This window comes from Marinobacter salsuginis (assembly GCF_009617755.1).
In the GTDB taxonomy this organism is placed as follows: Bacteria; Pseudomonadota; Gammaproteobacteria; order Pseudomonadales; family Oleiphilaceae; genus Marinobacter; species Marinobacter salsuginis.
Genome location: NZ_BGZH01000002.1, coordinates 89,918 through 111,223 on the forward strand (window position 1 = coordinate 89,918; position 21,306 = coordinate 111,223).

At 57.1% G+C, this 21,306-nt stretch carries 22 protein-coding genes; 9 read left to right on the forward strand and 13 right to left on the reverse strand.

All coding sequences use genetic code 11. The annotated features are described in order from the left end of the window. Positions 1–5: 5 nt before the first annotated feature. The 4 genes from frr to rpsB all read right to left on the reverse strand — a co-directional run bounded on the left by frr (position 6) and on the right by rpsB (position 3,265). Positions 6–563, reverse strand: a complete 558-nt coding sequence (gene frr / locus GJU83_RS11690; RefSeq protein ID WP_069184904.1) for a ribosome recycling factor — start codon at positions 561–563, stop codon at positions 6–8. A gap of 74 nt (positions 564–637) precedes the next feature. Beyond that, positions 638–1,366: a UMP kinase gene (gene pyrH, locus GJU83_RS11695; RefSeq protein ID WP_008170379.1), complete on the reverse strand. Its 729-nt coding sequence runs from the start codon at positions 1,364–1,366 to the stop codon at positions 638–640. 184 nt (positions 1,367–1,550) lie between these two features. Continuing rightward, positions 1,551–2,420, reverse strand: coding sequence for a translation elongation factor Ts (tsf, locus tag GJU83_RS11700; protein ID WP_069184905.1), 870 nt, complete (start codon positions 2,418–2,420; stop codon positions 1,551–1,553). Between the two features lie 92 nt (positions 2,421–2,512). Further along, the gene (rpsB, locus tag GJU83_RS11705; protein ID WP_069184906.1) at positions 2,513–3,265 is read right to left on the reverse strand and encodes a 30S ribosomal protein S2; all 753 of its coding nucleotides are present in this window, start codon (positions 3,263–3,265) and stop codon (positions 2,513–2,515) included. A 253-nt stretch (positions 3,266–3,518) separates the two neighbouring features. Here rpsB and map point away from each other — a divergent pair, with 253 nt between their 5' ends. The 6 genes from map (at position 3,519) to dapE (ending at position 10,712) form a co-directional block, all read left to right on the forward strand. After that, a complete protein-coding gene (gene map, locus GJU83_RS11710; protein ID WP_064227416.1) occupies positions 3,519–4,289 on the forward strand; it encodes a type I methionyl aminopeptidase in 771 nt (256 codons plus the stop codon). Then, positions 4,290–6,935, forward strand: coding sequence for a [protein-PII] uridylyltransferase (locus GJU83_RS11715; protein ID WP_153634454.1), 2,646 nt, complete (start codon positions 4,290–4,292; stop codon positions 6,933–6,935). Continuing rightward, positions 6,932–8,134: a succinyldiaminopimelate transaminase gene (dapC, locus tag GJU83_RS11720; RefSeq protein WP_069184908.1), complete on the forward strand. Its 1,203-nt coding sequence runs from the start codon at positions 6,932–6,934 to the stop codon at positions 8,132–8,134. Before GJU83_RS11715 ends, dapC begins: the two co-directional genes overlap by 4 nt. After that, positions 8,131–8,472 (forward strand): ArsC family reductase, encoded by a 342-nt coding sequence (locus GJU83_RS11725; RefSeq protein WP_069184909.1) that lies wholly within the window; start codon positions 8,131–8,133, stop codon positions 8,470–8,472. The genes dapC and GJU83_RS11725 overlap by 4 nt, the downstream gene beginning before the upstream one ends. Positions 8,473–8,560: 88 nt before the next feature. Continuing rightward, positions 8,561–9,589, forward strand: a complete 1,029-nt coding sequence (gene dapD, locus GJU83_RS11730; protein WP_069184910.1) for a 2,3,4,5-tetrahydropyridine-2,6-dicarboxylate N-succinyltransferase — start codon at positions 8,561–8,563, stop codon at positions 9,587–9,589. After that, positions 9,576–10,712: a succinyl-diaminopimelate desuccinylase gene (dapE, locus tag GJU83_RS11735; RefSeq protein ID WP_069184911.1), complete on the forward strand. Its 1,137-nt coding sequence runs from the start codon at positions 9,576–9,578 to the stop codon at positions 10,710–10,712. The genes dapD and dapE overlap by 14 nt, the downstream gene beginning before the upstream one ends. 71 nt (positions 10,713–10,783) lie before the next feature. On the opposite strand, the gene GJU83_RS11740 is transcribed toward dapE, so the two are convergent. Continuing rightward, the gene (locus tag GJU83_RS11740; protein ID WP_008170396.1) at positions 10,784–11,002 is read right to left on the reverse strand and encodes a SlyX family protein; all 219 of its coding nucleotides are present in this window, start codon (positions 11,000–11,002) and stop codon (positions 10,784–10,786) included. A gap of 223 nt (positions 11,003–11,225) precedes the next feature. Between GJU83_RS11740 and GJU83_RS19175 the strand changes: the two genes are divergently transcribed. Further along, positions 11,226–11,756, forward strand: coding sequence for a cold-shock protein (locus GJU83_RS19175; RefSeq protein ID WP_069184912.1), 531 nt, complete (start codon positions 11,226–11,228; stop codon positions 11,754–11,756). Between the two features lie 41 nt (positions 11,757–11,797). Here GJU83_RS19175 and GJU83_RS11750 read toward each other — a convergent pair whose 3' ends face one another. From GJU83_RS11750 to GJU83_RS11760, 3 genes are all read right to left on the reverse strand, one after another. Continuing rightward, positions 11,798–12,172, reverse strand: a complete 375-nt coding sequence (locus GJU83_RS11750; protein WP_153634455.1) for a hypothetical protein — start codon at positions 12,170–12,172, stop codon at positions 11,798–11,800. Further along, positions 12,144–13,568, reverse strand: coding sequence for a hypothetical protein (locus GJU83_RS11755; RefSeq protein ID WP_153634456.1), 1,425 nt, complete (start codon positions 13,566–13,568; stop codon positions 12,144–12,146). The genes GJU83_RS11750 and GJU83_RS11755 overlap by 29 nt, the downstream gene beginning before the upstream one ends. A gap of 103 nt (positions 13,569–13,671) precedes the next feature. Beyond that, positions 13,672–14,112, reverse strand: a complete 441-nt coding sequence (locus GJU83_RS11760; RefSeq protein WP_153634457.1) for a VOC family protein — start codon at positions 14,110–14,112, stop codon at positions 13,672–13,674. Positions 14,113–14,186: 74 nt separating this feature from the next. On the opposite strand from GJU83_RS11760, the gene GJU83_RS11765 reads away from it, so the two are divergent. Beyond that, positions 14,187–15,086, forward strand: a complete 900-nt coding sequence (locus GJU83_RS11765; RefSeq protein ID WP_153634458.1) for a DUF1853 family protein — start codon at positions 14,187–14,189, stop codon at positions 15,084–15,086. A gap of 4 nt (positions 15,087–15,090) precedes the next feature. Here the strand turns inward: GJU83_RS11765 and GJU83_RS11770 are convergent, their stop codons facing one another. Together GJU83_RS11770 and GJU83_RS11775 are read right to left on the reverse strand one after the other, a co-directional pair. Then, complete coding sequence (locus GJU83_RS11770; RefSeq protein WP_069184917.1) at positions 15,091–15,669, reverse strand: ATPase; 579 nt, start codon at positions 15,667–15,669, stop codon at positions 15,091–15,093. Continuing rightward, on the reverse strand, positions 15,653–16,066 hold the full coding sequence (locus tag GJU83_RS11775; protein WP_153634459.1) for a TA system antitoxin ParD family protein: 414 nt from the start codon (positions 16,064–16,066) through the stop codon (positions 15,653–15,655). Before GJU83_RS11775 ends, GJU83_RS11770 begins: the two co-directional genes overlap by 17 nt. Before the next feature lie 170 nt (positions 16,067–16,236). On the opposite strand from GJU83_RS11775, the gene GJU83_RS11780 reads away from it, so the two are divergent. Next, entirely contained in the window at positions 16,237–17,262 is a 1,026-nt protein-coding gene (locus tag GJU83_RS11780; protein ID WP_153634460.1) for an NADP-dependent oxidoreductase, read from the forward strand. A 31-nt stretch (positions 17,263–17,293) separates the two neighbouring features. On the opposite strand, the gene GJU83_RS11785 is transcribed toward GJU83_RS11780, so the two are convergent. From GJU83_RS11785 to GJU83_RS11795, 3 genes are all read right to left on the reverse strand, one after another. Then, positions 17,294–18,259 (reverse strand): NAD(P)H-quinone oxidoreductase, encoded by a 966-nt coding sequence (locus tag GJU83_RS11785; RefSeq protein ID WP_370686084.1) that lies wholly within the window; start codon positions 18,257–18,259, stop codon positions 17,294–17,296. Between the two features lie 84 nt (positions 18,260–18,343). Further along, positions 18,344–20,083: a sugar phosphorylase gene (locus GJU83_RS11790; RefSeq protein ID WP_153634461.1), complete on the reverse strand. Its 1,740-nt coding sequence runs from the start codon at positions 20,081–20,083 to the stop codon at positions 18,344–18,346. Beyond that, positions 20,080–21,303 (reverse strand): glycosyltransferase family protein, encoded by a 1,224-nt coding sequence (locus GJU83_RS11795; RefSeq protein WP_153634462.1) that lies wholly within the window; start codon positions 21,301–21,303, stop codon positions 20,080–20,082. Before GJU83_RS11795 ends, GJU83_RS11790 begins: the two co-directional genes overlap by 4 nt. Between the last annotated feature and the right edge of the window lie 3 nt (positions 21,304–21,306).

The following is a 21,306-nucleotide window of genomic DNA, read 5'->3' on the forward strand; positions in this document are numbered from 1 at the left end:
AACGGTTAAACCGCCATCAGGTCCTCTTCTTTGGCCTTGAGCATCTTCTCGACTTCCGCAATGTAGCGGTCGGTCAACTTCTGGATCTCATCCTCGCCCTTGCGCTCGTCGTCTTCAGTAATTTCCTTTTCCTTCAACAGATCCTTGATCATGCTGTTGGCATCCCGACGTGCGTTGCGGATGGAAACACGACCGTGCTCGGCGTCCGCTTTTGCCTGCTTGACCATTTCCTTACGGGTTTCTTCAGTCAGCATCGGCATTGGAATCCGAATGATATCGCCACTGGTAGCCGGGTTCAGACCAAGGTCTGACGCCATGATCGCCTTCTCGATGGTCGGCATCAGGTTCTTCTCCCAGGGAGAGACCGTCAGAGTCCGGTTATCCTCGACGTTGACACTTGCCACCTGTTTCAGCGGCGTCTCCTGGCCGTAATAGTTCACGGTGACGCTATCCAGGATAGAAGGATGGGCCCGACCAGTGCGAATCTTGTTAAACGCATTGTTCAGGGACTCCAGGCTCTTCTTCATCTTCTTTTCGGCTTCTGCTTTGATGTCGTTAATCACTTCAGCATCCTCAATTCGTTCGTCATGTCTTTTTGCACTATGGCCCCAAACTCCCATGGGGCCTGGACAGCGTTTTATTCGATCAGTGTACCTTCTTTCTCGCCGGTTACGATGCGAGTCAGCGCGCCTGCACGGTTCATATCGAACACCCGCAGCGGCATGCCGTGATCACGGGCGAGACAGATGGCTGTCAGATCCATCACGCCCAACTTCTTGTCCAGAACCTCATCATAGGTGAGGTAGTCGTATTTCTCTGCACTGCTATCCAGGTGCGGATCCGCTGAGTATACGCCATCCACCTTGGTGGCTTTGAGCACGGCATCCGCCTCGATTTCAATACCACGCAGACAAGCAGCAGAGTCTGTCGTGAAGAAGGGGTTGCCGGTACCGGCACAGAAAATCACGACATCGCCGTCCTTGAGATCCCTGACTGCTCGGCGTCTGTCGTAGTGCTCGACGATCCCACTCATCGGGATTGCCGACATTACGCGGGTACGGATGTTGGAGCGCTCCAGAGCGTCACGCATCGCCAGACCGTTCATGACCGTGGCCAGCATACCCATATGGTCGCCGGTCACCCGGTCCATGCCCGCAGCATTCAGGGCTGCTCCACGGAACAGGTTACCGCCACCAATCACCAGACCAACCTGTACGCCAATACCAATCAGCGCACCGATTTCCAGTGCCATGCGGTCAAGAACTTTGGGATCAATACCGAAATCGTGCTCACCCATCAGGGCTTCGCCACTGAGCTTGAGCAGAACACGCTTGTATCTGGGCTGGGTTTTCGATGATGTCGGCATGATGATCCCCTTGTCGTCTGTTGGCTGCTATCCGGCGTGATACCCGTTGCAGGCTTGTATCTGACATACTCCTCAAAAAAGGGGTATCTCAGATACAAGCCCGCCACGAGAGCCGGAAATTTCCGGCTAACGTGGCAGACTCAGGTGATGCAGAGGCAGAGCGCCTGCTGCATCAAACGAAGGATCAGGCCTTGCCTGTGCCGGCTGCAGCAGCAACCTCGGCAGCAAAGTCCACTTCTTCCTTCTCAATGCCTTCACCCACTTCCAGGCGCACGAAGCCAACCAGCTCGCCACCGTTGGACTTGATCAGCTCGCCCACGGTCTGATCCGGGTTCTTGACGAAAGGCTGCTCAACAAGGCTGTTTTCCTTGAGGAACTTCTTGATGCGGCCGCCCATCATCTTCTCGACGATCTCGGCAGGTTTGCCTTCCATATCCGGCTGGGCCTTGATGACTTCTTTCTCTTTTTCAAGCTCTTCTGCCGGCATGTCTTCCGGCTTGCCAACACGCGGGTTAACCGCAGCTGCGTGCATGGCAATATCACGGGCAACTTCAGGGTCGCCGGCAGTCAGGGCAACAACAGAAGCAATCTTGTTGTTGCTGTGGACATAGCCACCAACAACCGGGCCTTCAACTTTCACGATGCGGCGAACAGTGATGTTTTCGCCGATCTTCTGAACCAGCGCTTCACGCTTGGCTTCCAGATCGCCTTCCATCAGCTTGGCTACGTCAGTTTCGCCTTTTTCGAAGGCAACGTTCAGGACATCGTTGGCAAAGTTCAGGAAGTTGTCATCGCGAGCCACGAAGTCTGTCTCGGAGTTCACTTCCAGAATGTACGCAACGGTGTTGTCGTCAGAAATCTTGATCAGTGAAGCGCCTTCAGCGGCGGTACGGCCGGCTTTCTTGGCAGCTTTCAGACCGGAAGACTTACGCAGTTCTTCGATTGCGGCGTCTACACTGCCTTCGGCTTCAACGAGCGCCTTCTTGCACTCCATCATGCCAAGGCCGGTACGCTCACGCAGCTCTTTGACCATTGCAGCGGTAATTGCAGCCATGTTCAATCCTCTCAACTGTTCCGAATTCGGTGGGGAGGTGTGCCCGAGGCAACCCTGGGCACACCTTACATCTCAAACGTGAAGATAAAGCCTTACTCAGCGGCTGGAGCAGCGCCTTCGGCGTCTTCGCTGACCTCAACAAACTCGTCAGCGCCGGCACCGGCAGACTGGGCCGCTTCGATGCAGGTATCAGCAACGGCTTTCACGTAAATCTGGATCGCGCGAATGGCGTCATCGTTGCCCGGAATCACGTAATCAACACCGTCCGGATCACTGTTGGTATCCACAACGCCGATAACAGGAATGCCCAGCTTGTTGGCTTCCTTGATAGCGATACGCTCGTGGTCAACGTCGATCACGAACATCGCGTCCGGCAGACCACCCATGTCCTTGATACCACCAATGGAACGCTCGAGGCGGTCCATTTCGCGGGTGCGATCCAGGGCTTCTTTCTTGGTCAGCTTGTCGAAAGTACCGTCCTGGCTCTGGGTTTCCAGATCACGGTAGCGACGGATAGACTGACGGATGGTCTTGTAGTTGGTCAGCATGCCACCGAGCCAGCGATGGTTAACGAACGGCTGACCGGCACGCTCGGCTTCTTCCTTGATGATCTTGGCCGCGGCACGCTTGGTACCAACGAACAGGATCTTGTTCTTGTTCTCTGCCAGCTGCTGAACGAACTTCAGCGCATCGTTCATGGCAGGAACAGTCTGCTCAAGGTTGATGATATGAATCTTGTTACGGGCGCCGAAGATGAACTTCGACATTTTCGGGTTCCAGTAGCGGGTCTGGTGACCGAAGTGAGCACCTGCCTTCAGCAGGTCACGCATATTTACCTGAGCCATGATAGTTACCTTTTTAGCTTCGGGTTAGTCCTCCACGTATCCGATTACCCCAACCTGGCTCCTTATAAAGCAGGAGCAGGCACCCTGGGATAACGTGCCGACACGTGTGTGAATTTGCCGGATTCGTTTCCAGCGGGCGCGTTTATACCATATTCGAGCCGGTAAACGCCATTATTTTTGACGACCGGCTTCCTTGTACCCGGGCCGCAGGGCCCTTAAAATGCCGGTTTGATACAAATCAACGGGAAACCCAATGCAGGTATCGATCAAGACTCCGGAAGAAATCGAAAAGATGCGCGTCGCTGGCCGTTTGGCGGCCGAAGTGCTCGAGATGATTGGCGATTACGTCAAACCGGGCGTTTCCACTGAAGAGCTCGACCGGATTTGCCACGACTATATTGTTAACGAGCAAAAGTGCATTCCGGCGCCGCTCAACTATAAAGGATTTCCGAAGTCCATCTGTACCTCGGTTAACCACGTGATCTGCCACGGCATCCCGTCAGAGAAGAAAATACTCAAGGACGGAGACATCCTAAATATCGATGTCACCGTAATAAAGGATGGCTACCACGGTGATACCAGTAAGATGTGGATCGTCGGCAAGCCCAAACCGGGCACAGAGCGCCTGATCCAGATTACCCAGGAGTGCCTCTATAAAGGCATCGAGCTGGTTAAGCCGGGAACCCGCCTGGGAGATATTGGCCACGTCATTCAGCAACACGCCGAGAAACACCGATACTCTGTGGTTCGCGATTATTGCGGCCATGGCATCGGCGCGGTATTTCACGAAGAGCCGCAGGTTATGCATTACGGCAAACCCGGCACCGGCCTGGAGCTTCAGGAGGGCATGACCTTCACCATCGAGCCGATGATCAACCAGGGCAAGTACCAGACCAAACTTCTGCCGGACGGCTGGACAGTGGTTACCAAGGACCACAAGCTCTCTGCACAATGGGAGCACACCATCCTTGTGACTGCTGACGGCCATGAGGTTTTGACCAAGCGAAAGGAAGAGTCCTTCTAAGTGGACCAAAGCGAGCTGGAATCCCGCATCAGTAACGCCCCCTCTCCCGTCAAGGCGGCCCGGGAACTGTTAGAGGGAAGGTATAACGCAGATGCCGAGGCCTTCCGGCAGGGAGCCGATGTCCGCGCCCTTGTCCACTCCCGGGCCGACACCGTCGATACCGTTCTGAGGCTAATCTGGAACCGTTATCCTTTTTCCGGCTCGCCGGATATTGCCCTGGTGGCTGTCGGCGGCTACGGGCGCGGTGAGCTTCACCCCCACTCAGACATTGACTTGCTCATACTGACTCGCAATGGTATCGAGGACAGCTGGCACGATGATCTGGGGGCCTTTGTTACGCTTCTCTGGGATTTGCGACTGGATATCGGTCACAGCGTTCGCAGCATTGAAGAAAGCAAAACGGCCGCCCGTGAAGACATCACCATACTCACCAACCTGCTCGAAACCCGCACCATCGCCGGCCCGGATGAGCTGCGCTCGGACCTCAGCGAGCAGGTGTACTCCGACGATGTCAGCACCGATCGCAACTACTTCATCGCAAAGCGCGAAGAGCAGCAGCAACGGCACCAGAAATACGGCGATACCGAATACAACCTTGAGCCCAACGTTAAAGGCTCCCCGGGCGCCCTGCGGGACATACAGACCATTGGCTGGATTACCAAACGCCACTTTGGACTGCAGAACATTGCAGACCTGACGCGATTCAGCATTCTCACCGAGGAAGAGCATCAGATTCTTTTCCAGGGTGAAACCTTCCTGTGGCAACTGCGCTATGGTTTGCAACTGCTGGCCGACCGGAATGAGAACCGCCTGTTGTTCGACCACCAACGTGCCCTTGCCCAGATGCTAGGCTACAAGGACGAAGGCAAACGGCTCGGCGTTGAACTTATGATGCAGTCCTACTATCGAACGGTCCTGGCCCTCGCCGAGCTGACCGACGTGATCCTGCAGTATTATGACGAGGCCATTCTCGGCAGCGCGTCCGAAGACGCCATCCGGCCGATCAACAAACGCTTCCAGATTCGCAACTATTATATCGAAGCGGTTAACAACCAGGTTTTTGCCTACGCGCCTTACGCCATCATGGAAATTTTCGTGCTGATGGCCCAGCATCCGGAAATCAAGGGCATTCGCGCGACCACCATCCGCTCTCTGCGGGCGCACCGCCACCTGATTGACGATGCGTTCCGCTCCGATCTGGCTGTGACCACTTTGTTCATGGAGCTGCTCAGAACGCCCCATGCGCTGGATCAGACCCTGTCCGCCATGAAGAAGTACAACGTGCTCGGCCGGTACCTCCCGGAATTCGGCCAGATTATCGGCCAGATGCAGCACGACCTTTTTCACATTTACACCGTGGACGCCCACACCATGCGCGTCATCCGCAACATGGTTCGGCTGAGCGGCACCGAGGCGAGGGACGAATACCCCCTGGCCTCTCGCCTGATCCATCGGTTACCAAAGCTGGAAACCCTTTATATTGCGGGCATATACCATGATGTTGCCAAAGGACGGGGCGGTGACCATTCGGAACTGGGCGCCATGGATGCCGAGGCTTTCTGCCACAGGCATCATCTGAGTGAGCGGGACACACAGCTGATCTCGTGGCTCGTGGAAAACCACCTGCTGATGTCCATGACCGCGCAGCGCAAAGACATATCTGACCCGGACATCATTCATGCCTTTGCCAGGGCGGTACCGAGCCAGGCGCACCTCGATTATCTCTATGTGCTGACCGTATGCGATATCAGCGCAACCAACCCAAAACTCTGGAACACCTGGCGCGCCTCTCTGTTACGCCAACTGTATATCGAGGCCAAACGGGCCCTGCGCCGGGGCACGGAAAACCCCATCGACCGGCAAGAATGGGTGCGCGCCACCCAATCTGAAGCACGCGAGATCCTGCACGCCCAGAATATGACGGATGAGCAGATCGATGTTATCTGGGACACCGTGGATGAGGATTATTTTCTCCAGGACTCAACCGTTGATATTGCCTGGCAGACAGCCGCCATTGTCCGTCACGGCAACAACCCCGACCCACTGGTGCTTATTCGCGACACTCGGGGCGGACCCACGGATGGCTATTCCCAGATCATTATTTACATGAAGGACCGGGTTGCCCTGTTTGCGGCAACCACTGCGGTGCTTGAGCAGCTGAACCTGAACATCGTGGACGCCCGTATCAGCTCCAGTGAGGGTCCCTACTCGATCAGCTCCTACGTGGTGCTGGATGAAAAGGGCCAGCCTCTTGGAATCGACCCCGCTCGCAAGGAACGGGTGCGTTTACGCCTGATTGAAGAGCTGGATGACCCGGAAGACTACCCGGATATCATCCACCGGCGCACACCAAGGCAACTGAAACATTTCGCCTTCCCGACGGAGGTGACGTTCTCTAACGACACCATCAACCAGCGCACCGTAATGGAAGTGATCACCCCTGACCGGCCCGGCCTGCTGGCGCGAGTCGGCCAGGTGTTGCTGGAGCATCGGGTACGATTGACCAACGCCAAGATTGCCACCCTGGGCGAGCGCGTAGAGGACGTTTTCTTCGTCACCGACGAACACGGCGAACCCATCCGGGACCCGGCCGTATGCCAGGCCCTGCAGCAAGATCTCTGCAAAATGCTGGACGACATTCAATGAATCCCAATCTGGACAGACTCCACCCCTACCCGTTTGAAAAACTGGCCAAACTGAAGGCCGGCATTAGCGTGCCTGATCATCTCCGACCCATCTCTCTCGGGATCGGCGAGCCGAAGCACCCCTCCCCGGAATTCGTCAAAGAGGTAATTGCGAACAACCTGGACAAGCTTGCCAATTACCCGACCACCCGGGGTACGGATGAACTTCGCGAGGCCATCAGTCACTGGGCAACCCAACGATTCCAACTGAAAGCCGACAGCCTGAGTCCGGCGAAAAACATCGTACCGGTGAACGGTACGCGCGAAGCCATCTTTTCCCTGGTCCAGGCTGTGGTGGATGCCAGCAAACCCGCCACCGTGGTCAGCCCAAACCCGTTTTATCAGGTCTATGAAGGTGCTGCGTTCCTGGCCGGCGCCACGCCGGTGTACCTTCCCTGCGACGGCTCCAACGGCTTTATTCCGGACTTTGAGGCAGTGCCGGAATCCGTCTGGCGGGATTGTCAGGTATTGTTCCTGTGTTCACCGGGCAACCCAAGTGGCGCGGTGATTCCACGGGAAACATTGGCCAGGGTTATTGCCCTCGCCGACCAACACGACTTCATCGTCGCCTCCGACGAATGCTATTCCGAGCTGTACCCCGACGAGAGCAACCCGCCGGAGGGCCTGCTGCAAACCTGCGCCGCCATTGGTCGTGATGACTACCGCCGTTGCGTGGTATTTCACAGCCTCTCAAAGCGCAGCAACCTGCCCGGCCTTCGGTCCGGTTTTGTCGCCGGTGACGCTCGCATTCTCGAGGGCTATCTGAAGTATCGCACCTACCATGGCTGCGCCATGCCCATCCATAACCAGTTGGCCAGCATTGCTGCCTGGAGCGATGAGGACCACGTTCGGGAGAACCGTGCAGCCTACCGCGCCAAGTTCGAGGCCGTAGTGCCCATTCTCAGAGAAGTCATGGAGGTGGATTTCCCGGACGCCGGCTTTTACCTGTGGCCGGAAACACCGATGGACGACGAAACCTTTGCCAGGGAACTCTCCGCCCAGCAGAACGTCCACGTCCTTCCCGGGCGCTACCTCTCTCGCACGGTGGATGGCCACAACCCCGGAGAAAACCGGGTCCGGATGGCCCTGGTTGCGCCGGTGGAAGAATGCGTCGAGGCGGCACACCGGATTGTTGAATTTGTTAAGGCGAACCAGACATGAAACTGTATGGCATCAAAAATTGTGACACGGTGAAGAAAGCCCGCAAGTGGCTGGATGAGCAAGGCGTTGACTACCAGTTCCACGACTTCAAGAAAGACGGTCTGGACGACGATCTGCTATCCAAATGGGAGAGCGCCGTTGGCTGGGAAAGCCTGTTGAACCGCCGTGGCACCACGTGGCGCAAACTTCCCGAGGAGGTTCGTGATACCATTAGCGCCCAAAGTGCTCACGCGATCATGCTGGAAAATCCGTCCATCATTAAGCGCCCTGTCGTGGAAAACGGCAATGAGGTGCGCGTGGGTTTCAATGCAGACGAATGGGCTGCATGGCTGGCCTGAATCTCAGGGCAACAGATCCAAATTTTAACTCCGGAGTCGGAAGGCGCGAACTTCTTACCCCAACATTCAGAACAGGAGCAACCATCAGATGAGCTTTGCATTCGGTATCGGTATCGGCACCCAGAACAACCAGGGCGAGTGGCTGGAAGTCTTTTACCAGCAGCCGGTCATGACACCCGATAACACCCTGATGGACGTCATCTCCAATGTCCTGGAATACAAGGGCGGCAACCAGGCGATCAGCGCGACCGCCGAACAGCTCAGCCAGCTAGCCAATGCTCTGCGACAAATTGGCCAGACCGACCAGGCAACCCTGGCGGACAAAGCGGCCGACAGCAAACGCCCGGTCGTTGTTACGGTACTGGAAACCGATGACACAGCTTCCAGCACGCCCGAGGTTTACCTCAAGCTTCACCTGATTTCCCACCGCATGGCGAAACCCCATGGTCTGAAGCTCGATGGTATCTTTGGCCTGCTGCCCAACCTGGCCTGGACCAACGAGGGCGCAATCGACCTGAACGAGCTCTCCGATCGTCAGTTACAGGCCCGCCTCGAAGGCCGCACATTGGAAGTCAAGTCCGTCGATAAATTCCCGCAGATGACAGATTATGTGGTACCGAAGGGTGTTCGCATTGCCGACACTGCTCGGGTCCGTCTTGGCGCCTATGTTGGTGAAGGTACAACCGTCATGCACGAAGGCTTCATCAACTTCAACGCCGGCACCGAAGGCACCAGCATGATCGAGGGCCGCATCTCCGCCGGCGTTATGGTTGGCAAGGGCTCCGACCTGGGCGGTGGCTGCTCCACCATGGGCACCCTGTCCGGTGGTGGCAACATCATCATTGCGGTTGGCGAGAACTGCCTGATCGGTGCCAACGCCGGCATCGGTATCCCGCTGGGCGACCGCTGCAAAGTGGAAGCCGGATTGTACATCACCGCCGGAACCAAGGTTGCCCTGCTCGACGACAACAACGAGCTGGTTGAGGTTATCAAGGCTCGCGATCTGGCCAACCAGCCGGATCTTCTGTTCCGCCGCAACAGTCAGACCGGCGCGGTCGAGTGCAAAACCAACAAGTCTGCCATCGAGCTGAATGAAGAGCTGCATGCAAACAACTGATTCCCCGACCCTAGAACTTGCCATCGACCTGATCCGCCGGCAGTCCGTCACTCCCGAAGATGCCGGCTGCCAGGAACTGATGATGTCGCGGCTGGCACCTCTGGGCTTCACTGGCGAAAACCTGAGATTTGGCGATACCGATAACCTCTGGGCCCGCAAGGGCTCAGAGGGGCCGGTGCTGGCCTTTGCCGGCCATACCGATGTGGTGCCGACTGGTCCGGAGAAGAACTGGACACACCCGCCCTTTGATCCGGTCATCCGGGATGGCTATTTGCTGGGCCGTGGCGCAGCCGACATGAAGGGCAGCCTGGCGGCCTTCGTAACCGCCTGTGAGCGATTCGTGGCCAAATACCCCGACCACCGGGGCTCCATTGCCCTGCTGATCACCAGCGATGAAGAGGGCCCGGCCCAACACGGCACCGTGAAAGTGGTGGAAACCCTCGAAGCCAGGAACGAAAAGATTGACTGGTGCCTGATCGGCGAACCCTCCAGCACCCATGAAGTGGGAGACGTGATCAAGAACGGCCGCCGGGGTTCCTTACATGGTTATCTGACGGTGCATGGCGTTCAGGGCCATGTTGCCTACCCGCATCTGGCCGAGAACCCGGTTCATACCGTGGCTCCGGCTCTTGATGCGCTGGCAAAGGAGTTCTGGGATAACGGCAACGACTTCTTCCCGCCAACCACATTCCAGATCACCAGAATGGAAGCGGGCACGGGCAGCAACATTATTCCCGGTGAGTGCCTCGTGCATTTCAATTTCCGGTACTGCACGGAAAACACCGCAGAGAGTCTGGAAGAACGGGTGGTAGCCATCCTGGACCGCCACAACCTGAAATACGACCTGCAGTGGCACCTGAGTGGCCGTCCGTTCCTCACGGACAAGGGAGCGCTCGTATCCGCCAGCCAGAGCGCCATTCGCACAGTGACCGGCCGGGAAACCGAGCTTTCGACCTCCGGCGGCACGTCCGATGGCCGTTTCATCGCGCCAACCGGTGCACAGGTGGTGGAACTTGGCCCTATCAATGCCACCATTCACAAGGTGGATGAATGTGTGAAAGCCGAGGATCTCAACACTCTGTCGGACATCTACGAACAGATTCTGATCGAACTCCTGGCATAAAGGTCAAAATCGGAATCCCACAAAAAAGGGTCAGGTGAAGGTTCCACCTGACCCTTTTTATTGCGCCATCTTCAGTAATGAGGAGGAGGTGTTTCGTCCTGCTCCGACTTGATATTGGACGGCGAAACATCCTTCAGCTGCTTGTGCAGCAACCGCTTGGCTTCCCACAGTTCACGGATATCCATTTCCTGCTTGGCCACCTGCTCGCTCAGGGTATTGATAACGTCATCCTGGAAGGCCAGCCGGGTTTCCAGCTCATCCAGTCGGGTTTCCAGATCGTTCTGGCTCATCAGCTATTGGGACTCCCCTGGGTAAATCTCTCTAGAATGTGATCGATGACACTGCGTTCCCCGCTGCTTGGTCAGCGCTCGGGATAATCTGGTATCATTCCGCTTTTGCCCGCCAGCGCGCCCGTTTTTCGGGGTACTGTCGGTTTTCACCGGCCGGATGTGCGATTTTACCCGATATCCGGTTTTTATCGTTAGCGTTACAAGAATGGAGAAATTTCAGTCAATGCGTAATCCATCCAAAGCGATCCTTTTTTCTCTCCTGATCGCCATTCCCGCACCGCTGGTGCTTGCCATTTTGCTGTCTTTCACCCCAGAGCCTCTTCGCCTGATCGCTGCGGGCCAACTTGTGGAAGCCCTGGGTAGCAACCGTGGCATCGCAGCCTACATTATCTCGCTGATCGTTTTCGGCATTGCGGGCTTCCTGGCCATTGCGTTGTCAGTCAAGAAACCGGCCGAAAAGCAACAAACATCCCGGTCGAGCAACCGTGCACCCAGCCAGAGCCGCGATGACGATGATGACGGCTATGACGAAAGCAGCCCTGAGGGTAACGAGGAAGGCACCGTAAAGTGGTTCAACGTCAAGAAAGGCTTCGGCTTCATCGTGCGCGACAGTGGTGATGAAGTATTCGTTCACTTCCGTGCCATTCGTGGCCGCGGGCGCCGGGTTCTGCGCCAGGGTCAACTGGTACGCTTTAACGTTGTGGAAGCAGACAAAGGCCTCCAGGCCGACAACGTGTCCATCCTGAGCGACTGAATCGCCCGCTAAAAAGAGAGGCAGCCCACGGGCTGCCTCTTTCAGTTCCAGACGACCTGTTGCTCGCCCCGGTGGTCCAATCGCCACCATTTCTCATCCTCTACAGGCTCCCCTTCTGTCCAGTCTCCCGGGCTGCAACGAATCTCGGTATCCATTGCACGCCAGGCACTGCGCGCGCAGTCCAGATCACTGTTCCAGGGCACCCTGGGGCCTTCAATAACCAGTGACGTAAATCGTTTCCCGAAAGCTCCGGGATAAAGCGATATCCGAAGTCTTTCGCCCTCGTAGCGGCCAACGCCCTTGATCACGCGTGTCGCCTCACCATCATCGAGTTCCAGTTCGTCCAGGTGATTCTCTAGCCACCCTGACACCGCACCCGGTTCCAGATCACGAATGTAAATTTCCAGATCCTGCACCCGCTGAATCTCCATCCTGCTGATTACAATGCAGCACATAGTGAACCGGCCCGGGTCGCGCTGCAACCCAGCGCTCCAGTTCCTGTCGTAAATCTTCAGCAGAAAGCTGACGCAAGGTGCCGGCCGCCTTACGCTCATGCCAGGCCACCTCTGCCGCCACCCGATGAAGCTGTATCTCTCCCAGCGATGCTTCGATATCGTCAAGAGGCTCCTTGCGGGCCAGGGCCACCAGCGACTGACGTCGCAGAGTGTCTTCCTGCCCGGACAGGGCCACCGCCTCGGCCGGGCCCCTTCGAGCAAAGAGATTGAGCCTGGCAGCCGAGCGCTCCAGCCATTGGAGCATTCCTCCGGGAGTGCTCACACAACGGCTTCGGCGAGAGGCCGCAAACCGGATCACGGAGCGAGGAATCTGGATATTCCATTGCTTCTCTAAGGCGGCCTGATGTGCCGTCAGAATAGCCTGCCGTTGGACAACGCTGGAAGCCGGCATGGCAAAGATGTCGAGGGTACGGCCCAGGCGATGCTGGAGTGTGGCGGCCGAACTGCTGTCGGCGGCCTCGCCGGGACCCAGCAGTAGAATCGGCCCGGCCCATTGCAGCAACAACTCAGAGGCCAAACCATCGGGCAGATTCATCAGCGCAATGAGATCTGCGGGTGAGACATTGTCCAGCACAAGGACCGGCCAGCGCGATGCACCCTCACCGGTCTCGCCCTGCGCCCGGCGCTCTGGAAGAACCGGAAGATCACTGGCCATGATTTCCGCTTCACGGCGGAGGTCCAGCTCAACATAATCGAGTTCCAGTGTCGGTAGCAGTGATTGCAGCCACGCTGTTTTACCCGAACCCCGATCACCCCGGACCCAGAGCATGGCTGACGGGGATGCCGCTAGACTGATCGCAACGTCCTCCGCCAGCTCAACCCACGCGGAATCAGTGACAACCACAGGAGCTCTCTGGAATTCATCGATCGGAGCCGGCTCCCGCTCTTCGGAAGGATCGGGCCAGCGAGGGACCAGCTCGAAAACTGCCACATAGGCTTTTTCCTGCAGCCGCTCCGCGTGGCGAACCAACGTCGCAAGCAGCTGCGACCACCCTAGCCATGGGGAATTGCTGGTTTCCCTGGCCGATGCGAACCAATACATCAACTGGGATGACAACTGTCCTTCACCACCAACTTCCGTCACTATCGGTTGTTCGCACTGAATGGTGCGGATGAGTTCATCCATATCCACGCCGCAGCCCCGCAAAAAGCGGACAATATCGGGTACAGAGTCCAGCAGGGCAAGCAGGTAGTCTTCAGCGGTAATCACCGAGCCGCCACGGCGTTCAACGCTTTCCCGGGCTCGTAGTAAAGCGGTCTGGCACTGGGGATCCAGGCATCCTTGCCAATCGTCCATCGAACGTCTCCATGTTCTTGATGCATCATCCTGATGCGAAAGCTTTGTTGCGGATTGTTATTGTATCACGCTCTGGCCCCACGCGGCGGCCCGCCTGCAGGGCTCACCAGGTACCATTGTTTTCCATGCTGGCCCAGGGTTCTTTCGGTGGAAGCGCCTCACCTTTCTGCAAAAGCTCGATAGAGATGTTATCCGGGGTCCGGATAAAAGCCATATGCCCATCACGGGGCGGGCGATTAATGGTTACGCCATTGGATTTGAGGTGCTCGCAAAGCGCATAAATGTCGTCCACCCGGTAAGCAAGGTGGCCAAAATTGCGCCCGCCAGTGTACTCTTCAGGATCCCAGTTATAGGTGAGCTCGATCATCGGCGCCCGGTCTTCTCGGGCACGCGCCTCGTCTTCCGGCGCAGCCAGGAAAACCAGGGTAAACCGGCCTTTGTCGCTACTCTTGCGACTGATTTCAATCATTCCCAGCAAATCGCAAAAGAAATGCAGCGTCTCTTCCAGATTACTCACCCGGATCATGGTGTGAAGATATTGCATGTAGCCTCCTTCAGAAGTGAAGTGAAGTGAACTGATCATCGTGCCTTGCGGACAGTTTACGGTATTCTGGCCATATGGATGCAAAAACAGCCCCCTACTCTGCTTCTGAGCTGACCACCCCCGCGGTCCGACACCTTGCCTGGATATGCCAGGCACCTCAGCTGTTGCAGTCACCGCTGACGTTTGAGCCAGGTCGCTTTCTGCCTGATGATGTAACGGAAAAAATTAAAGCCTGGGATCACAATCCGCAAACAGCACCGCCTCTGCTGAGAGAACCGCCCCAGAAACGGCTCGGGTTCTACTTCGAACGGCTTTACCGGGTATTGCTGGAAGATCTGCTGGGCTGGGAAGTTCTGCTTCAAAACCAACAGATACAGTCCAACGGGCGAACCATCGGCGAACTGGATTTTGTCGTGCACAATCGGAATGAAGATCGAATTGAGCACCACGAAATTGCCATCAAGTATTACCTAGGGGTTCCGGAGCACAGCGAGAGAACCCTGTGGTATGGACCGAACGCCCGGGATCGGCTGGACCTGAAAGCAGATCGGATGTTGCGCTTGCAAAGCCAGCGAACCACGCTGCCCGAAGCCAGGGCGCTGCTGGCAGACATGGGTATCAAAGAACCTGTCATGCCCCGCATTTTCATGCCCGGATACCTTTTTTACCCGACCGGAACACAGGTGAGCGCCCCACAGTCCGTGCCTGCAAATCACCTTCGAGGCCAGTGGTGCTACCTCTCACAGGTTGAATCATCGGACCTTCCCGGTTGGGTGCTCCTGAACAAACCCCACTGGATCGGCCCGTGGCGTCAATACGAATCCCCCGCTCCTGATGCAGTGAATGCCGCACTGGCCACCATCGAACGCGCCGAGATCCCGCTCTTGTTCGCGAAGCTGAAGCAGAATTCCGTCACCGGCCTCTGGCAGGAAACCAATCGCTTATTCGTAGTGCCGGACAGCTGGCCAGGGTGAATGATCAGCGATCAATCAGATCACTTGCCCACTGCGGCAAATTATCCTGCAAGGCACACCACTGCCCATTTTCGCAGACCGCGACGCGTACGTAAGGCTGATCAAGGCGCGAGTTATCGACCAGGTGCAATTCGTCCGCCAGACCAATGCATTGGCGCAGATTCGCCAGCGTTCGTGGAATCCTTGACTCGATCTTGGCTTCTGGGACGTTGTGGCCGCCGGCTGTTACCCGGGAAGCGACCCGCGCCTTGTTCAGGGAGGGCAATTCCAGATGGAAGTAAAACATCCGAACCCGAAATCCGGCGGCTTTGGCTGTCCCGACAAAATCCACTTTCGAGGGGTGGGAGAAGACGGTTTCGAAGCAGAAGGTCTGCCTCTCCTCAATCAGCCTGAGCCGTTCCCTTTCCGCAATCAGTGCTGCCTCGTAACTGTGCTTTTCGGGCGCGTCCGGCCACATGCTGCGGGCAATATTATCGGCGTTTACCAGCGGAATCTTCCGGCGGGCCAGGAACCGCTCATAAAATGTGGTTTTGCCCGCACCGTTACCGCCAACCAGCAGCCAGAGCTCAGGCTGCGTTGTCACGGTCACTCAGTGCCTCAAAGCGTCCATTGCGAAACTGACCGATTTCCCGGGAGCCATCCGGATATATGGCTTCCAGATAGCCCGGTTTCTCTCCAGACGCCTGATACACCGTACGCCCGCGGCTGATAGAGCGCTCCAGTTCGCCACTTGCCCGGGCCTGATCCACCTCAGCCCAGAGGTCATCGCTGGAAACCGGCTCGGCCACCACCGGCTCAACCCTCACCTGCCGAATACCCTGGAGAATGGCAATCAGATCTTCGGCGCTCACGTCGCTGGCGACGGCACGCCCTATCTCGGCCCAGTACTCTATCTGCTTGGGTGTCGAGCGTCGATGGACCGCACCTTCCGCCGCAGCGTGGCGAACTAATGTGTCGTCAAGACGAACAGCGGTTGTCATGGTGACCTCCAGATAAGATACCTGCTTACTTGCTACAGATTATTGCATTTGTTGCAGATCGCTACAACTGATGCAAAACATTTCAATCACATCGCCATGGCCAGAAGGTTGACCGGCACCGGAATCTGCTGCACCCTAATCTGGTTTCATTATGCAACCGGAGAGAACAAGTGAGCGAATACAGGAACCGAGCCGTTGTACTCAAACAGCGCCCCCAGGGTGAAATTCAACAAGGCGATCTGGTGTTGGAAGAGCGCCCCGTTCGCTCCCCCAATGAGGGTGAGGTGGTCGCACAGGTGCTCTGGCTGTCGCTGGATCCTTACATGCGCCCTCGTATGAACGATGCCAAAGGTTACATGGACCCTATCGGCATCGACGAGCCAATTGTCGGCGAGAGCGTTGCCCGGGTGGTGGAATCCCGCTCGGACGCCCTGAAGGTCGGTGATCTGGTCACTTGTTATTCCGGTTGGCAGGAATACGTTACCTTCCCGGGCGATGCGCCGATGGTGTACAAGATTCAGCAGCGAGACAACGTACCCCTGCAAGCCTATCTCGGCGTTGCCGGTATGCCTGGGCGCACGGGGTACTGCGGCCTGATGTACGTGGGTAAGCCGAAAGCCGGCGAAACCGTGGTTGTCTCTGCCGCTTCCGGGCCTGTAGGAACCGTCGTTGGCCAGACTGCCAAATCAGAGGGCTGCCGGGTTGTTGGCGTTGCCGGCGGCCCCGAAAAGTGCAATTACGTGGTCAATGAGCTGGGTTTCGACGCCTGTGTGGATTACAAGGCCGGCAATCTGGAAGCAGACCTGAAAGCGGCCTGCCCTGACGGCATCGATATCTACTTTGAAAACGTGGGTGGTGCCGTGACGCGCGCCGTGGCACCGCTGTTGAACACGGGCGCCCGGGTGCCCATCTGCGGTTTCGTATCCGCCTACAATGCGACGGATATGGCCAGCGTGGAAACCCCGTTTCACGTCCTCAAGGCACTGGACCCAGTACCCGAACACCGGTTTTTCCTGGTGACCGAATGGCAGGACCAGCACCAGGAGATCACCGACATTCTGGCCTCACGGGTCGCTTCCGGTGAACTGAAATATCGGGAAACTGTTGCCGAAGGGCTGGAAAATGCCGTTGACGCCTTCAAGGGCATGCTCAAGGGCCAGAACTTCGGCAAGCAGCTGGTTCATATCGCAGACTAACGAATCCAGGAAGGCGCGACAGGCTGCCTGCTCAGTCGGCAATCTTCAGGAGCACCTTGCCGGTATTTCTATTCTCGGCCACATAGGCCATCGCGTCTTCCAACTGTTCGATCGGCCAGGTGCTATCGATCAATGGCTCAATCTGGCCGGCGGCCAGCAGCGGCCAGACATGCCGGTAGAGCGCCTGCATGACCTCACCCTTATCCTCGACCGTTCGGGAGCGGAGTGTGGAACCGATAATACGCTGGCGTTTGACCAGCATGATGCCCAGATCCACCTCGGCCATCCGGCCGCCCATCAGCCCGATCAGTACAATCCGGCCATCGACATTCAGAACCCGCTGGTCTTCGGCAATGTAGCTGCCACCAACCGGGTCCAGAACCATATCGACTCCGCCCCAGGCTGTAACGGCCTCCACAAAGGAACCGTCATTCCGGTTCCAGACACCGCTGGCCCCCAGCTTCCGACAAACCTCCAGCTTGACTTTGTCACCGGCAGTGGCGAAGACCGGGTTACCGAAGGCCGTTGCCAACTGAATGACAGCGGTGCCGAGACCGCTTCCGCCTGCGTGCAGAAGCACCCGTTCGCCCGGTTTCAGTGCCGCTTCGTGGTAAAGGTTCAGCCAGGCCGTGGCGAGCACCTCGGGAATGGCCGCAGCTTTCTCGAGTGACAAACCCTTGGGGATAGGCAAAACCTGAACTTCGGGCACGACAACATGGGTCGCGTAACCGCCGCCCGTGAGCAAGGCGCAGACCTCGTCACCGGGCTTGAAACGGGTTACCCCTGATCCCACCGAGGCAATGCGTCCGCTGACTTCCAGCCCCAGAATGTCAGACGCGCCCGGCGGGGGTGGGTAGACACCCGCCCGCTGCATCAGGTCGGCACGGTTGATGGCTGTCCAGACAACCTCAATTTCAACGTGGTCCTCCGGCGGCTCCCCCGGCCCTTCCCAGGATTCCCAGTTGAGGTTGCCCCCGGTTACCTTGATTGCTTTGATCATGTATCACGTCTCGGCCTTGCTCATATGGGCACAGGATACCCTATGTTTTTCGAGCATTGCACAAATGACGTTGTCAGATGATCAGACGGTAACTTCCAGGTTGGACAACCACACGCTCTGGTATGGCTTCAGGGTGATAGAGCCGGAAAGATCATCGATGGTCATCCCGGAAATCAGGTCCTGCCAGTGATCGGTACCAATCAGATTGATGTCGCTCAGGGCAACCTGTTGCACTTCGTTGCTGATATTGTGAATGCAGAAGATGGACTGATCCCGGCGCATACTCTGGCGCCAGAAACCGAACAACTGAAGCCCAAGATGCAGGGTGAACTGGGTGGCATTCGGATGAAACGCCGGCTGTTTGCGCCGAATGGCGATCAAACGCTTCAGCTCCTGGAACGCTTTGCTGTGATGGCTCAGGGGGTCCGCGAGCTTCTGCTCCAGGTCGTCCAGTTGCCACTGACTGCGGTTGATGGACCGCAGCCGACCGGTATGCTCCACTCGCTCCAGATCGTTTTCCGTCGCCAGCAGACTGTGGATGTAGAACGCGGGAATGCCCTCCAGGGCCAGCATCACGGTGTGCGCGCAGATAAAACGCTGCAGTTGCCAGTGATCCCGCCCCGACTCCGCCGTGCCCTGAAGTGCGTCGTACAGGGCAATATTGATTTCGTAGGGCTGATCCCGACCATCCGGCGTGCGCCGGAAGGAAACCTTGCCGCCAAAGGAATCCATGGTGTTGATCAGCCGCTGCTTTTCCTCTTCCGTCAGCAGACCATCCGTCGGCCGCATGCCAACACCATCATGGGAGGCAATAAAGTTCAGATAGGTGGTGCCCATCTGGGCCGGCGGCATGCTCATCAGCCAGGTTTTCAGGTGCTTGCAGTCACCGGTCACCAGGGTATTGATCAGCAGGGGTGGCAACGAGAAGTTGTAGATAACATGGGCTTCGTTGGCGTTGCCGAAGTAGGTCAGGTTTTCCCGGTTGGGTACGTTGGTCTCGGTAATCACCACGGCATCAGGGCTGTGATGCTCGATCAGCAGCCGGAGGATCTTGATCAGCTCATGGGTTTGCTGCAGATGAATGCAGGGCGTACCCGGTTCCTTCCAGAGAAAGGCGACGGCATCAAGCCGGAAAATGATAATGCCTCGTTCCAGATAGCGCCGGATGATTGCAGCGAACTCGATCAGCACCTTCGGATTGGCAAAATTCAGATCGACCTGATCCTCGCTGAAGGTACACCAGACATACCGCTCGCCATCGTCGGCCTGGACCGGGTTCAGGAGCGGTGAGGTACGGGGACGCACCACGGCACTCAGGTCGTCTCTCGGATTACCCTCGAAGAAATAATCCTTGCCCGGATCCACCCGTTTGCGGAAGTTCTCGAACCAGCGGCTGCGTGCGGACATATGGTTGATGACCAGATCCGCCATCAGCTTATAGTCCCTGGCGATACTCTCGATATCCTCCCAATTTCCATGGGACTCGTTCACCGCCAGATAGTCCATGACCGAGAAGCCATCATCGGAGCTATAAGGGAAGAACGGCAGTATGTGTACCGACGAAATGGAATCCGACAGACAATCGCCGAGAAACCGATGCAGGGTCTGCAGCGGCTTTTCGTCCGCCTGCTGCACCGTATCGGCGTAGGTGATCAACACCACATCCGATTCGTCCCAGTTATTCTGATGCGCAGGCGGCGGTTCCTGGTTGGGCGCCAGCCCCATGGTGGTCAATAACTGCTCGGCCAGAAAGTCACAGTCCAGCTCCGGGTAAACCACCTCCAGCATGGACACCAGCTTCGCTTTCAGAGGCTGGGTCATGGCTTGAATTCCTCGTTATCCAGTTCGACCGCCTCCAGCAACTGCTCCTTGATGTCGGGAATGGCGCTTGTGACCCGGTTCCAGCTGGGAATAAAGGGTGTATCCATCGGATTATCGAGGAAATAGGCGCCGGCCCGCATCACGTTCTGGGCAAACAGCTCCACGGCTTTCTCCTCCTTGTGCCGATCAAACGTCAATCCGTTAATAATGGCGTCATTCTGGTAGGTCTCCACGAAATCCAGGGCAATGCGGAAATACGTGGCTTTGATGGTCCGGAATTTTTCATTGGAGAAAATCTCGCCGTTGGTCGCCAGCTTCCGGAACAGGGCCTTGGCGATATCCATGCTCATTTTGGACAGCCCTTTGCTGACATCCTCCGCCGAGAGTTCCTGGTGCTTGTGATCATAGACATCGGCAATGTCCACCTGGCAAAGGCGGTTGGTGGCGTAGTTGCGCTTCATCTCCGAAAGCACACCGATCTCCAGACCCCAGTCACTGGGAATGCGCAGATCATTGATCACGTCGGTGCGGAATGAGAATTCCCCGGCCAGGGGGTAGCGGTAACTGTCGAGGTAGTCGAGGAAATCGTTGGGACCACAGACTTTCTTCAGTGCGCGGATCAGCGGCGTCACCAGTAGCCGGCTCACCCGTCCGTTCATTTTCCCGTCGGCGACACGGGCGTAATAGCCTTTGCAGAACATGTAGTTGAAGCCGGGATTGGCCACAGGGTAGATCAGGCGGGCCACTAGATCCCGGGAATAGGTAAGGATGTCGCAGTCGTGCAAGGCAACGGATTTGCTGACACCGGAGGCCAGTACATAGCCAAAGCAGTACCAGACGTTTCGGCCCTTGCCCATCTCCGTCGGCGCCAGGTTCTGCTCCCTGAGCTTCAGGTCAATACTCCTGAGGCGGGGCCCATCGTTCCAGAGCACCTTGAAGCTCTGAGGCAGCTCCGAGAAATATTCCAGAGCGTGGCGGTATTGCTCCTCATTGGCACGGTCGAGGCCAATGACCACCTGATCCAGATAAGGCACCTTGCCCAGCTCGTGCACAATATTTTTCAGGGCCGGCCCCTCCAGCTCCGAATACAGCGACGGCAACACCAGTGACATTGGCCGGGCCTTGCGAAAGCTCATCAGCTCCGCTTCCAGGTCCTCCACGGGACGCCGAACAAGGTTATGAAGGGTTGTGATAATGCCATTCTGGTAAAAGTCGCCCATGGC